Genomic DNA, 13,867 nt, shown 5'->3' on the forward strand with positions numbered 1-13,867 from the left:
CCGTCGGACTCGGCGTCAGCACCGCCAAGATCTCCCTCGCCGAACGCGGACAGGTCCACGACGCCGTCTTCCTCACCGCCTACGAAAACTGGCTCAACTCACCGACTTGACACCATAGGAGCATCACCCGGAGGTCAGGACCAAAAATGATAATGACGACCGGTGACGCATGGAACCACGCCAGTCACAGCCGTGCTTCGCCTGGAGGAACCGGCAAAACGCTCATCCGCGCTCTCGGCGGGCCTGAGCAGTGATCGGTGGCGAGCGTCACCAGATGGAAGCGTAGTCGAGGTCCCGTGCGAACGCCGGCTTCCTCGAATGCCGTCCGTCGAGAGCGGTTCGCTCCGCTGTACGTGACTTTGATCCGCCGGCGATGGGTCGCCCGAAGGGTGTGCCAGGGCCGAGCACCTTCACTTCACGCGATACAGGTGGCAGGCTACCTCGGGCACAGGGCGATCAAGGCCCCGCCGCCGTCGGTCACGACGGAGCAAATCCAGCGATGCAATGCAACGGATCGCTGGTGAAGGGGAGTCGAGCATCACCGCTATGGTCACTGGCTTGCGCAACAGTCCAGATTGATTGGATTGCGCGTGAACGGACGTAGTAACCTGATATCGGCCAGTTGCTCACTCGTCGTGCCGAACTCGTGCAAGTGGCGGCGCGCGGCGAGGGCGTTAAGGTTGTGGGTGGACGTGCCGAAGACGCCATTGGAGGCGTCCTCGGTCCCATAACCCCAGGCTGCTCGGATCCTCCCGAGGAGGGCCAGCCCTGGTGACGAGCACGACGCTACACTTTCAGGCGTTGATCGACTCCACAGCATGGCTGAACTGGACCACGTAGGGGCCCCGCTGGCCGCGGTCGTATCAATGTGGCGGAGCTCCAGTCCGAGATAATCGGCTACCGACGTGCCGCCGAAGCCGGGCGCAGAACCATCGCAGAAGTAGCCGTCGACATCCGAGAAGCCGAGCTTTGCGTCGGCCAGCGCGCTCTCGACGCGACCTCGGAATGCACTTGCGCGGGCGACTTGTTCCGGATGATCCGCGCGCGTACCCTCTGCCCCACAAGTTCGAGTCGAATCCTAGCGGCTGAACAGTAGCCGCTGGCGGGGATGGTGACATCTCCTATACAACGCGGAACGTATCGTATAGGGTCAACTCGACGCGATTCCTGGCTGCGGAACCGTGTCGTCAGTGGGACCGCCAGCCACGCAAGCAGGGTGATACGAACTCAAGGAAGAGGGCGAGTCGAGTGGGTTCCAACGAGGGCACGCTTGCGGGTCACGTTCGCTCTCGTCCCCGAAAAAGTAGTCCGTCGGGAGGGCGGTGCAAACCCATCCTCAACCACGTTGGAGCGCTGTGCGCGTTCTCGCGAGTCGGTAGCTTGATTAGCCGGCCCACGAACTGGAGCCTGACCTCCGCCGGGCACTCGCTGCAAAGATGCGCCGCGGAGCAGCGATTGCGTCGGGATTTACGTGCAGGTCCGACCTGACCTGTAGCAAACGAAGCCTGGTCATTCTCAACACCCGAAAAGGCTGGCACCGATATGTCCAGCGGGCTCGTGCAAGGCGGCCGCACCGAGCGATACCGGGATTCGATGAATCAACACAAGTGCCGCAAGAAGAGGAAGTGCAAGAGTGTCAAATGATACAAAGCCCCCGTACACCGTGGGTTCGCCAACCGTCGACATGAAATCGATGCGTCGGCCGCTTTTGATGGAGTTCGATCAGGCATGGGGTGCGCCGCAGTACACTGATTGGATCGACGAAAGTCTTTCGTGGAAGCAGACCTGCTACCTCGGGGACTGGTCGTGGCTCCCCGACTTGAAATTTACCGGCCCCGACTCACTGCGGCTCTTCGCCGACGTGTCAGTGAACACGATGGACCGATTCGCCGTCAATCAGTCCAAGCATATCATTCACACCAATCCGGACGGGAAGGTAGTCGGCGAGGGAATTCTCTCCCGCATTGGCCAAGATGAGTTCGTGGAGTTCGGCCCCTCCTGCCTCTGGACAGACTTTATTCGGCGTCAGGGAAACTATGACGTACAGGCGGAGCCCGTTGGCTGGACGAAGTTGCAATTGCAGGGACCTACGGCACTCCACGTACTCGAGCGTGCAAGCGGGCAGGAGGTGAGGGATATAGGATTCATGCGTTCCACGGTAGTCACGATCGCCGGCAACGAGGTGCGGGTGTTGAGGCAGGGTATGACGGGCGAGATTGGTTTCGAGCTGCAGGCGTCGAGGAGCCACCTTGGCGCCATCTCCGACGCAATCATGTCAGCGGGTGAGGAGTTCGGCATCCGCCGCATGGGAGCAAAGGTGTCAATGATCAACCACCTAGAAGCTGGAATCCCCACCGTTACCTTGGACTACCTGCCAGCGTTTTTTGATGAGTGGTCGTCGGAGTACTATGCCTTCGCCGACGCAACGCTAAGCCCATTGTTCGGCGGGCCGATTATGGACCAGAATTATCGAGTTGCCGGTAGTTTCCACAGTGACGATATCCGTGACTATTACCGCAGCCCGGTCGAGCTCGGGTGGGGTAACCGCATCAATTTTGACCACAACTTCATCGGGATGGATGCCCTTCGAGAGGAACTCGCCGCGCCGCGGCGAGTGTTGCGCACCCTTGTGTGGAACTCCGACGACGTTCTTTCCGTATGGGGAGAGTTCTTCAAGCGTGGTGAGTCTCTTCCTGATTGGATGGAGATCCCACGTGAGCGTCGCGGCTACATGTGGGCGGATCAAGTCCAGCAGGATGGCCGCACCGTGGCGGTGTCGACGTCCCGCGGTTACAGCGCCCACTTCCGCCAGATGTTGTCTCTGGCGGTGGTCGACGTTGAGGCCAGCGAGATCGGGCAGAGTCTGACGCTCTTGTACGGGAATCCCGGGACTCCCCAGCGCGAGATCCGCGTGACGGTGGCGGCAGCTCCGTATAAGGACGATCACGCCCGTGTGGACTTATCGGCCCTTCCGCGGACCGCCGGTCTCGTCGGATAGCCCTCTCGCGGGGCCGGTTCACGCGATCGTTGCTGCCATTGGCGCAGCGGCGATCGCGTGGGGGGTTCCGAGCGTTGTATCGCTTCCCCCACCACGCCCGCAGTCCACGGTTCCTGACTTCCCGCCGCTACCGCGCCAGCGAGGGGCTGCGAGGATCCGCGACTCGTTCGATATCGCAAGCTCCGAGACGATCACAACCTCCGCAAGATGAGCCGGTCCGCCGGTGGGATCCCTGGTGGGACAGCGGAGCTGGTGAAATCCGCTACGCACGAGTGGGCGTGGTGGGGAGCAACGCGCGCCGCCACCGCTAACTACGACATTCGTAGCCCGGTCGAGGTCGAGCACCAGCACTCCGCTGACCTCAATTGAGTCGATCCTGCACCTGCTGATAACGCAGCCGATAGAAGCGACGTCAGGCCGATTTGTGCATCATTCCAGTCGCTCGGACCGACCGCGCTGAGTGCTTCAAGAGCACTCGCTATGCACTGGTCGTCCTACGCTCGCGGAATGCTTCGAGCGCCGCAGCGAAGTCGTCTTTCTCCGCGACTCGATGTACGGCGCTCGCACCACCGTCTACAGGCAGGACAATCCCGGTAACGAATGAAGACGCGTCGCTAGCGAGCCATAGGGCTGCTTGAGCGATATCCTCTGGGAGCCCGAATCTTCCAACCGGAACGTGTATCCCATAACGCTTGCCGAAGAACTCGCTGAACGCCTCGGCCTCCTCGACGGGAATACCGAAGCTTCGTGCGAGGATTGGCGTGCGGATGATGCCTGGAGCAATCGCATTCACGCGGATACCCCGACCGCCTAGCTCAGCCGCTGCTTGCCGAGTGATGCCGATGATCGCATGCTTGCCGGCCGTATATCCAGCTGCATTCCAGCCGCCCTGTATGCCGGCCACGCTCGAGGTGTTGACGATTGCACCGGGTGTCCCCTGAGCGAGGATCTGCCGTGCGGCGTGCTTAGTCCCAAGTAAGACGGAGCGCGCAACAAGTGCGATCGTCCGGTCAAATCCTTCGGGGGTAGCCTCAAGAACCGTAGCGGGATCGCCGAGCGCGCCAGCGTTGTTGTACATCACATCGAGACGCCCGAACCTGGTGACCGCAGTCTGCACCGCGCGTTCGATATCAGCCTCGCTTGTGACGTCGGTGTGCACGTAGACGATGCTTCCCGCGCGCAGTGACTCGAGCGCACCACCGAGCTCATCCGAGATGTCTGCAGCAACGACTTTCGCCCCTTCCGCAACGAACAGCTCTACGGCCGCCTTGCCTATGCCGCTGGCGGCCCCCGTCACCACCGCGACCTTACCCCGAAGTTGCCCAGTCATTTGTTTGAGACCTCCTAATGTGAGTTTCTACGCACCGCAACGCGGTACTGATCGGCGTTACGAGAGTCCTGAGAGGCTTGCAACGACTCGAGCGTTGTCAATAACCGATGGCGGCGCCGCTCCAACGTTGTGCATCGCCGACCGGGAAAATGCGCGCAATCTGGAAAGCTGTTCCTCCCCGGCGTAACGGATGCGAGAGACGCCGACGCGATCATGCGTTCGACTGCTGCTCGGCTTGATCCGCGTCGCGGCGGGTAAGAACTTGGGTGCTGTGCTGTTCGACGGGACTCTCCCGCCGCTGGGAAACAGCTGCGCGGAACCCATCACACTCCTTCTGAACTATGAGTGGTGTCCGCATTCTGCGCGAATGTACACGCCAAAACGAGCGTCCGACGAAACGGCGATTCGCGGAATCCTCGCGCGGTGGCGTCGAGCTGGCGGGTGCATGACGCCCGCGCCTCCATCGCGGCGGTGGAAGACGCGACCAGCTGCTGTCTCGTCGGCCGCCTGACGTCGGCTCCGGAACGGCCGGAGGCGGAGGATGGTCGGATTTCTAAGGCTAGGTTGCCGACTTCGAGTGGGGCAGCCAAGACTATCACTGAGGTGTCCTCCACAAATGATCTAGTCGATTCGATTGTGATCGATACGAAGCGTATCGTTTGGTTCATACTACTGCAGTCAAGTCTTTATCCTGAAGAGCTCGGCGGACTCGTTGCGCTGTTCGCGCCGGAGACCATAACGGCGGGCAACTCGTCGATCAACCCCGCGCTCGCCGCGGTGATCTTCACGGGCGAGGGTGCACTCGAGGCGGAGCCGCTCGCGCGCATTGCGGGATGTGCCGCGTTTCGCAACCGCCTCGACGTGCTCAGAGTCGCGCCCGTCGAGGTAGCCAACCGAGCGCTCGCACGCGCCGGTACGACGTGGGCCGACGTCGACATCGTCTAGTTGAACGAGGCCTTAACGTCGCAGAGCTCTCCGTGAATTCAGCTGCGCACCGGAGGTCAGCCCTTGCGCTCTCTCGGGATCTGTATCTCGGGCAAATTCTAACCGACCCCGCCGCCAACTACAGTGGGATGGCGGCACTCTCCGCCATTTCCATCTGGATCTCCGTGATTGGGGTCCAAGGGTAATAGGCGTGGAGTTGACCTTCGTGCCAACCCCGTGGACGGACAGACGGTCTGGCGGGGCACCCTATGTCGTCCCTCGAGTGACCCGTATCAGCCGTGACCAACTCGCTCTCGCCATCGCGGCCGACACCCACCGGGGGTCGCACTTGAACCTCGGCGTCGGCGCCCCGAGGCTCATGACCATCTTCCTTCCGTAACCAGGTGATCACCCGGCACACTGAACCCGACTGGCCTAAATGGCCGGCGCCGGACGCCGCGCGCACAGGAGTCTCCGCTGATCAACGCTTTAGACGATATGGGGGCGTGGGGCTGGTCTTGAGGCTGGGGCCTCGATTCGCGTAGACGTGGGTTGCCAGCCGATCGACTGGCCTTTCCGACAGGCGAATGTGGAGGCCCCAGTTGTTGATTGAGCGTACGAGCGTCGGGCTCGATGTGCACGCGCGCAGCATCGTTGGCTGCGCGATCGACGAGCAGACCGGCGAGATAATTCACCGCCGGTTCGGCTACGACCCTGCCGAGGTGATCGGCTGGGTCAAGGCTCTGCCCGGTCCGCAGCACGTGGTCTACGAGGCCGGGCCGACGGGTTTCGAGCTGGCCCGTCAATTCGAGGCTTCCGCTGTCCACTGCGTGGTGGCGGCGCCCTCGAAGCTGCAGCGTCCGTCAGGCGACCGTGTGAAGACGGACGCGCGAGACGCCGAGCATCTGGCACGGCTGCTTCGCCTCGGCGAGGCCACCGCCGTGCGGATTCCGACCAGGGAGCAGGAAGCTGCGCGAGATCTCGTGCGCGCCCGCGAGGATGTCCGCACCGATCTGATGGCGGCTCGACACCGGCTCACCAAACTGCTGCTGCGCCGCGGGCTCGTCTTCGACGGCAAGACCACCTGGTCCCGAGAGCATGACGCGTGGATACGACGCCACCGACCCGACCTGCCCAGCTCCGCGGCAGCGTTCGATGCCGCCTATGAGACGGTCGCACAGATCGCGGCACGCAAACGGCAGCTTGACCAGCTGATTGCCGAGGCTGCCCTCTGCGACGACGAGCTCGCCCCGGTAGCCGCTCGCCTGGGATGCCTGCGCGGGATCTCGGCTCTCACCGCATATGCGTTGGCGGTCGAGATCGGCGACTGGCACCGCTTCACCGGGAACACCATCGGCGCCTACCTCGGACTCGTGCCCACCGAGTACTCCTCAGGCTCGTCGAGGTCTCAGGGAGCGATCACGAAGACCGGCAACGCGCACGCCCGCAGGCTCCTGGTCGAGTCGGCGTGGCACCACAAGAAGGACTACCGGCCAGGCGCGGTGATGCACGCCCGCTGGGCCGCCGCGCCGACGGACGCGGTGCTCCGCGGCCAAGCCGGCAATCGCCGCCTGCACCGCAAATGGCAGCAGTTCACCCACCGGAAGAAGCGATCCACCATCGCCGCCGTCGCGGTCGCCCGCGAGCTGGCCGGCTGGTGCTGGTCCCTGGCCGTCATGGACGGCTGACCCCCACAGACTGGGACCGATGATCCTCACGGCGACGACGGCATCACCAGGAGCGACCCGCGAGGTTGCTATGAGCAGCCCACCCGTTCGGGCAGGCGACGCTCGACCTTAGACACGCGACACCCGCTCCCCATCGAACAGCCCGTCCTGCGGTAATCAACCTGCGCATTTCAGCCTGACCGTGCGTCGACACCGACACGCTGTCATCGCCGAACACGACCATCGGTCCCACGAAGGAGCGTCCGAGGAACGATCACCCCGGGCGCTCCTTCACCTGCCACTTGACAGCACCCGTCCCCATATCAGCAGCTGGTGACCGCGCTGCCTGGATCGGCGAGCTTCTACCACGCCGAACTCGTTCGCAATGATGGGCGGCGGGCACGGACTCCTCGTGTGGGTCGGCTTGAGCTCTGCTAGCGGCGGCCATTCACCGTTCCTTGCTTGTATCTCGCAAAGTTCCTTCGCCCCGTTGATCAAGTTCGGCGTCGACACTCTCATCGTTTTCCGGGCGCCCGCACCGGTTTACAACCGAATCCGCCCTCTATCGGCGTGAAGCGAGACAAACTGACCGCAGATATCGATACGGATGAGCGAGTGATGGCTTGGATCATGGATACGTACTCCGTCCCCAGCGGTTGAACCATTCCCGGTGTGGTGGCGGGAGAGCCTCTCGCCCTGAGTGGGCCCGGCGCCACGCCACTATGACCTCTCCCGGTGCCGTCTCAGTGTGCGTGCGCTGGCGAACGTCGAAGTCGTAGGAGCTTCACGAACCGCGGCGGTGCGTGGTTTCGGAAAAGTGGATCCCGACGCCGCACGATTCCGCGCCGACGTCGGGATTGGCGTTGTGGCAGTGAGCGACCAGTATGGCGCAGTCATCAACAACACACGGGCATCAATATTGTCTCGGTGGCGGATTCTGGCTGAGCGTACTTGTAGCTGTACTTGCGTGGCGGATCATCGAGGCCCTGGATGCGCTCAAAGACGATGCGAGCGCCGGTCGATCCAAGCTCGCGGACTGGTTGTAAGACAGCCGACATCGCCGGGGGCGAAGCCCTCGCCCGCGGGGCGCTGTTGAAGGGGAGGATCGAGAGATCTTCGGGAACAGTGAATCCGGCCCTCCGGGCCGCCGAGAGTTCCGTGAGCGCGACGAGGATGTCGGTTGCCGAATTGCGGCTGGTGGATCGTGCGAAGTCGCTAATCCCAGGCTCGGTGGTGGGAAAGTCCCGCTGGCGATCCAAAGGTCTACCGGGCCGGGAGGGATGGCAGGCCCGGGCTGAGCGGCACGGAAGCGCTGAGTCGCTCGGCCATAGACGAGACGGACTGAGTATGCAGGGCATACTCGTCGTCCGCGCACATCCCTGAGCGATCCATGAGCGCGGTCTGGCTGCGCACCTCCCGTCCGATTCCCGATCACTGAGCCTCCGGATCTCGGCGGCATCCGTGGGCCACTCACCAAGCCGCACGCTTGGCGCGAACATGATCGCCTGGTACATCTCCGTTCTTGACATTGTCGACACGCGGAATAGGATCGCTACGTACCGTATCTTATCTTGGTGCCGAAGCTGCCGCGCATTGTGCGGCGCCGATGGTGCAACTCTCACAAAGGAGTCGAGACATGGATGCAGCCAGCATCTACGCACCGATCAGGGAAGTGGCTAATATCACGAGTTGGTCTGATCAAGCCGACGTCGTCGTGGTGGGCTCGGGCGCTTCCGGCTTTACTGCGGCGATCATGGCGGCCAAGAGCGGCGCGCAGGTGATCATGCTTGAGAAAGCTCCGGCTATCGGGGGTACCTCGGCCAAGTCGGGCGCTGGAATGTGGGTTCCCAACAACCGGTTCATGCGCGAGGCGGGTATGACCGACCCGCTGGACCGGTGTCTACGCTTCACGGCGCGCACCGCGCGACCACATCGGTATACGGAGTCGAGCCCCACGCTCGGACTCCAACAGTGGGAGTATGACCTACTGGAGACATTTGTGGAAACGGCATCAACCGCGTTCGATTCGCTGGAGGAACTCGGCGCGATGAAGACCATGTGGTTGCCTGCATTCCCCGACTACTACCGGCCAGTCATCGACGGTCACCTGAACAAAGGGCGTGTCATTGTTCCGCTTCAGGAGGACGGTGACGCCGGGCAGGGGGTTGAGCTCATCCGCCGCATGAGCCACACCTTCACCGAGCAGGGTGGTCGGATTCTCCTCGAGCACCGCGTGGTGAGCGTTGTCGTCGATGACGGTGCAGTCGTCGGGGTGACCGTGCAGACGCCGCAGGGCGAGATTGCCGTCAAGGCAAGGCGTGGTGTCGTCTTCGCTTCCGGCGGCTTCACCCATAACCCGGAACTACGTGACAACTACCTGCCACACCCCGTCTACGGCGGATGCGCCGTGACCACGAATGAAGGGGACTTCGTCGCGATCGCAGAGAGCCTCGGTGCTCCGCTTCGCAACATGAACAACGCCTGGAACTCGATGGTGCTGCTCGAGCATGCTGTGGGCGGGGAGGACATCGGGGTTGCTACCTTCGAGATCGTGGGGCGCAGCATCCTCATGGTCAACCGATACGGACGCCGCGTGACCAACGAGAAGCATGTCTACTCCGAAGCCTGCAATATCTTCGCTGAATGGGACGAGGTGCGCGTCGAGTACCCGAACCTCCCGCTCATCGCTATCTGGGATGAAGCCAACGCCAGGGACTTTGGCGGGCTCATGTTCGACGGTGGCATGATTCCGGGCGCGAACTGGAGCGACGCTGAACGAGCCCATGTCATCACCGGAGGGACGCTGGCCGAATTGGCCGACGCCATCAAGCACCGCTTCGCAAAGTACAGTGACCATATCGGCGGCGCGCTCCCGTCGGACGACTTCGCGGAGCAAATCGAGAAGTCGATCGAGCGCTTCAACGAGTTCGCTCGCAATGGACAGGACGAGGACTTCCACCGCGGAGAGACCGAGGTCGAGGTATACCTGCAGTCTCTGCAAGAGGCTGCGGCCGCAGCCGGAGAGGGTGCGGGGTTCATGGAGGCGAACACCGCGCTGCAGGGCGGTAAACAGTCGTGGACTGTCGACGGCCAGGAGGCGCGACAAGACATCGTCGAGGAGCGCGTCGAAGGCAAAGGCCTTGCGAGCAGCACCTTCGCGCCGCTGACGCCGGAGGGACCTTACTACGCTGCACTTCTCGTACCAGGCACCCTCGACACCAAGGGCGGACCGAAGACGAACCCGAGCGGCCAGGTCCTCGACCACGCCGGCGACCCGATCTCGGGACTGTATGCGGTCGGGAACTGCGCAGCGTCACCGTCCGCGCACGCCTACTGGGGCGCCGGCGGCACGCTCGGTCCCATGATTACCTTTGCCTGGTTGGCAGGTCAGCACATCGCTAGCAACCCCTACACTCAGCGCCCTGCCGCGTGAGTCGTCAAACATAGTTCAGACCACGAGGAGACCATACATGACAAATTCCGCTTCCGTTAACACGGATTCGACGGTCATCCGCCTTCAGGAAGATCACGATTGGGATGCAACCGCCGACGTAGTCGTAGTCGGGACGGGCGTCGCAGGTAACACCACAGCGATCCACTGTGCCGACCTCGGAGCATCTGTAATCATGCTCGAGAAGGCGGATGCGCCGGGCGGCACCAGCGCGAAGTCCGGCGGCGGGATGATGATCCCGAACAACAATTATCAGCGGGCGCTGGGCAAGGTTGAGGCAAAGGAGGATTTCGTCGCCTTCCTCGCGCGTGTTGGCCGGCCCCTGCTGTTCGACCCCTCCAGCCCGACGTTTGGTCTTCCGCAGTGGGAGTACGACCTGATCGAGACGTACTTCGACAATGGAGCTGATGCGCTTGCCCGTCTGGAGGACCTCGGCGCGCTGCGGGTCGTCCACATTCCCGACTGGCCGAGCTATAACGACGTTCCGCAGGACAAATCGTCACGGGGCCGCTACTTGACGCCCGCTGATGATGGCGGGCGCATGTCGAACGGTCGCAACGCGATCGACCGAATGGCGGCCAAGATCGCCGAGCTCGGCGTCGAGGTCCGGTTAGCGTTCCGCGTAGACGGGCTTTACCTGAACGACGCTGGCGAGGCGGTGGGGATTCGCGGTCGCCAAGGCGATTCGGTGGTTTCCATCCGCGCACTCAAGGCCGTCGTCTTCGCATCGGGTGGATTTACACACAACGCTGACCTGACAGCCGAGTACCTCAACGGTCAAATCGTTGGCGGTTGCGCGGCGCTCACCAATACTGGTGACTTCATCCCGATCGCCAAGAGCCTCGGCGTGCCGCTCCACCAGATGAACGGCGCGTTCTTCGCCCCCGTCGTTTACGAGCAAGCAATCCTGAAGGATCCTGCCATGATAGCGAACTTCAACTGTGCTGGCGACAGTGTCATGGTGGTGAATAAGTATGGCGTCCGCGTGGGGAACGAAAAAGCCACCTACAACGACCGCACCCAGTCGCATTTCGCCTGGGATCCACACCGAGCGGAGTACCCTAACGTGCTGCAGTTCGTCGTGATGGACAAGAGGTGCCGTGACCTGTACGGGTACACGGGAGACAACGACTTCACGGCGGGGAACTTCATCCCAAGGATTGGTGAGACCTCCGCGTATTTCCTTGAGGGGCAGACTCTGGAAGATCTCGCGGACCGATTCGCCGAGCGCCTTCAGCGACACGCGCATCTACTCAACGCTATCGAACTTGGCGGGCACTTCGTCGATAACCTGAGAGCGGCAATCGACCGCTTCAACGGCTTTGCTCGGTCCGGCAATGACGAGGACTTCGCGCGAGGGCAGACCGGAATCGAACAGTGGTTCATGGCGCTGGACAACGAGCTGCGTGCCGATGCAGCGGAGGCCGCAACTGAGTCCCCGAACTCGAGCATGGCTCCGCTATCTGACGAGGGGCCGTACTACGGGATTATTCTGGCTCCGGGCACGCTCGACACCAAAGGCGGCCCGAAGGTCAACCAGAAGCTGCAAATTCTCGACGGCGACGAACGGGCCGTCCCCGGACTTTATGGCCTGGGCAACTGCGTGGCATCGGCGTCCGGCCAAGCGTACTGGTCTGCCGGCTGCACGTGGGGTCCATACCTTACCTTCGGCTACGTCGCCGCTCGCAACATCATTCAAGAACCGGTGAAGGGGGCCGGCATCGCTCAGGCTCACGTTAATTGACGAAAGGAATAACTTTGAAGGAGCAGCTTGCCCAACCGGCGGTGGGGAATGCGGAGAGCATCGACCCACTCTTTACGCCCGTCTCGATCAACGGGAAGACCGTCAAGAACCGTTTCGCACTACCGGCGATGCAGCGCGCATCGTTCCGTTTCCGTCCGACTGATCGAATGGTGGAATTGCTGCGCAACGCGGCAGAAGGCGGCGCGGGGCTCATAATCGCTGAAGGGTCGTCGCCGGACCACCCCGCGGCGTACTGGCAGCAGATCTTCAGCGTCATCGGGCAGGACACGATCGAGGACTGGCGTCGGGTGGTGGACGTGGTGCTCAGCGTCGATAACGTGGTCTTCCTCATGCAGCTGTGGCATCCCGGATCGCTGCGGCTGGTGACGCCGGCGATGCAAAATCCATACCCGCATTATCCGACTTTGAGCCCCTCCGGCCTCGTGCGAGATGGGCTTCACAACGGGATTGCGATGACGGAACAGCACCTCGAGGAGACCAAGCAGGCGTACGTTCAAGGCGCGCTCACCGCACAGCAGCTTGGCGCGCACGGCGTCGAGCTACATGCGTGCCACGGATACTTGCTGGATCAGTTTCTGTGGCATGAGACCAACAAGCGCACGGACGAGTACGGCGGGTCGACGCTGGCGGAGCGGGCCGCGTATCCAGCTGAGATCGTAGAGGCCATCCGTGAGGCGACCGGACCCGACTTCATCATCTCGTTCCGCTTCTCCCAGTGGAAGGAGATTGACTACAACGCGCGGATCGCGGAGCGTCCCGACGATCTCAAGCCCTTCCTCGAGCGCATGGAACGGGCGGGGGTTGACCTGTTCAACGTCTCCACCCGCCGCTTCGACGCGCCCGCTTGGCCGGAGCTGGACGAGCACCGCAGCCTCGCCGCGTGGGTGAAGAGCATGGCAAACGTGCCGGTGCTGGCGATCGGGAGTGTCGGACTCTCCACCGACTGGGCGAGAGACCTCTTCGATAACCAGGAGCCTCATCTGCAGATCGAGCACGATCTCTACCGCGTTCGGCGGGGCCTGGAAGAGGACGACTTCGATTTGATTGCAGCGGGTAGGGCGCAGGTCGCAAACCCTCAGCTCGTCAACCTCATTCGCGAGGGTGCATTCACCGAGCTGCAGAGCTTCAACAAGGTGCGCGACCTCGGGAGTGTGGACGAGCATTACGTCGTGGAAGGTCAGCTCGTTCACGAATTGCGGAAGACCGACTGACGACGGTCGGCACGGAATCGTGACCCGGGCCACGCTGCTCGATCCCTTTCGCGTCAGGAGGGGACGAACCAGGCGGAGTTTCTCGGTCGGGATCGAGCATCGCCCGGAGCTCGTGGAGAAGTTCCGCCAGATCACGGGGTGTGCATAGCATTTCCGAGATCGGCACCTCGATCTCACATGCAGATGTTGCGAGCCGTCGTGCGGCGGCTGCGTGGAAGCCCGGCATCGAGATGGGGTTTCGATCGCCAGACCGGTCCAGGAAGGACGCTTCCTGACCTGGTGTGCAACCAGCAGAAGTTCCTCTACCTCCGCGCCCGCATCGGGTGCGGGCGAGATCTGAGGCCGGCGGCGGCCAAGAAGTGTCGGCGACGCTCCAATCTGACGCATTAACGAGGGCTTGGTTTCCAGCAGTCATCGCAACGAGGGGTGATTCTGGGAGGCTAGCAGCGTGGCGAAGAGGTCGGCTGGGGTTCGGTCGCCGAGGGTGATCCGGGGTCGGCGGTTGAGTTCGTTCTCGACGT

General features: G+C 62.6%; 8 protein-coding genes. 6 read left to right on the plus strand and 2 right to left on the minus strand.

The annotated features are described in order from the left end of the window. The first annotated feature begins 1,633 nt into the window (after positions 1-1,633). Positions 1,634-2,998 carry a hypothetical protein gene (locus tag MRBLMI12_RS22180; protein WP_363358353.1) on the plus strand — a complete coding sequence of 455 codons (1,365 nt, stop codon included), beginning with the start codon at positions 1,634-1,636 and terminating at the stop codon, positions 2,996-2,998. Between the two features lie 478 nt (positions 2,999-3,476). Here the strand turns inward: MRBLMI12_RS22180 and MRBLMI12_RS22185 are convergent, their stop codons facing one another. Beyond that, a complete protein-coding gene (locus MRBLMI12_RS22185) occupies positions 3,477-4,328 on the minus strand; it encodes an SDR family NAD(P)-dependent oxidoreductase (RefSeq protein ID WP_363358354.1) in 852 nt (283 codons plus the stop codon). Positions 4,329-4,964: 636 nt separating this feature from the next. Here MRBLMI12_RS22185 and MRBLMI12_RS22190 point away from each other — a divergent pair. Both MRBLMI12_RS22190 and MRBLMI12_RS22195 read left to right on the plus strand, forming a co-directional pair. Next, complete coding sequence (locus MRBLMI12_RS22190) at positions 4,965-5,273, plus strand: hypothetical protein (RefSeq protein ID WP_363358355.1); 309 nt, start codon at positions 4,965-4,967, stop codon at positions 5,271-5,273. A gap of 584 nt (positions 5,274-5,857) precedes the next feature. Next, entirely contained in the window at positions 5,858-6,940 is a 1,083-nt protein-coding gene (locus tag MRBLMI12_RS22195) for an IS110 family transposase (protein ID WP_363358356.1), read from the plus strand. A gap of 875 nt (positions 6,941-7,815) precedes the next feature. Here MRBLMI12_RS22195 and MRBLMI12_RS22200 read toward each other — a convergent pair. After that, a complete protein-coding gene (locus MRBLMI12_RS22200) occupies positions 7,816-8,448 on the minus strand; it encodes a substrate-binding domain-containing protein (protein ID WP_363358360.1) in 633 nt (210 codons plus the stop codon). A gap of 107 nt (positions 8,449-8,555) precedes the next feature. Here MRBLMI12_RS22200 and MRBLMI12_RS22205 point away from each other — a divergent pair, with 107 nt between their 5' ends. The 3 genes from MRBLMI12_RS22205 to MRBLMI12_RS22215 are packed head-to-tail and all read left to right on the plus strand — an operon-like array spanning position 8,556 to position 13,346. Beyond that, positions 8,556-10,352 carry an FAD-dependent oxidoreductase gene (locus MRBLMI12_RS22205; protein ID WP_363358357.1) on the plus strand — a complete coding sequence of 599 codons (1,797 nt, stop codon included), beginning with the start codon at positions 8,556-8,558 and terminating at the stop codon, positions 10,350-10,352. 37 nt (positions 10,353-10,389) lie between these two features. Next, complete coding sequence (locus MRBLMI12_RS22210; protein WP_363358358.1) at positions 10,390-12,114, plus strand: FAD-dependent oxidoreductase; 1,725 nt, start codon at positions 10,390-10,392, stop codon at positions 12,112-12,114. A 14-nt stretch (positions 12,115-12,128) separates the two neighbouring features. After that, positions 12,129-13,346: a hypothetical protein gene (locus MRBLMI12_RS22215; RefSeq protein ID WP_363358359.1), complete on the plus strand. Its 1,218-nt coding sequence runs from the start codon at positions 12,129-12,131 to the stop codon at positions 13,344-13,346. Positions 13,347-13,867: the final 521 nt, after the last annotated feature.

Origin of the sequence: Microbacterium sp. LMI12-1-1.1 (assembly GCF_040676455.1) — a bacterium.
Classification (GTDB): Bacteria; Actinomycetota; Actinomycetes; order Actinomycetales; family Microbacteriaceae; genus Microbacterium.

Bases quoted from the DNA above. Each gene is read 5' to 3' on its own strand.
- MRBLMI12_RS22185 (WP_363358354.1), bottom strand. From the start codon at position 4,328: ATGACTGGGCAACTTCGGGGTAAGGTCGCGGTGGTGACGGGGGCCGCC.
- MRBLMI12_RS22200 (WP_363358360.1), bottom strand. From the start codon at position 8,448: ATGTCAAGAACGGAGATGTACCAGGCGATCATGTTCGCGCCAAGCGTG.
- MRBLMI12_RS22205 (WP_363358357.1), top strand. From the start codon at position 8,556: ATGGATGCAGCCAGCATCTACGCACCGATCAGGGAAGTGGCTAATATC.
- MRBLMI12_RS22210 (WP_363358358.1), top strand. From the start codon at position 10,390: ATGACAAATTCCGCTTCCGTTAACACGGATTCGACGGTCATCCGCCTT.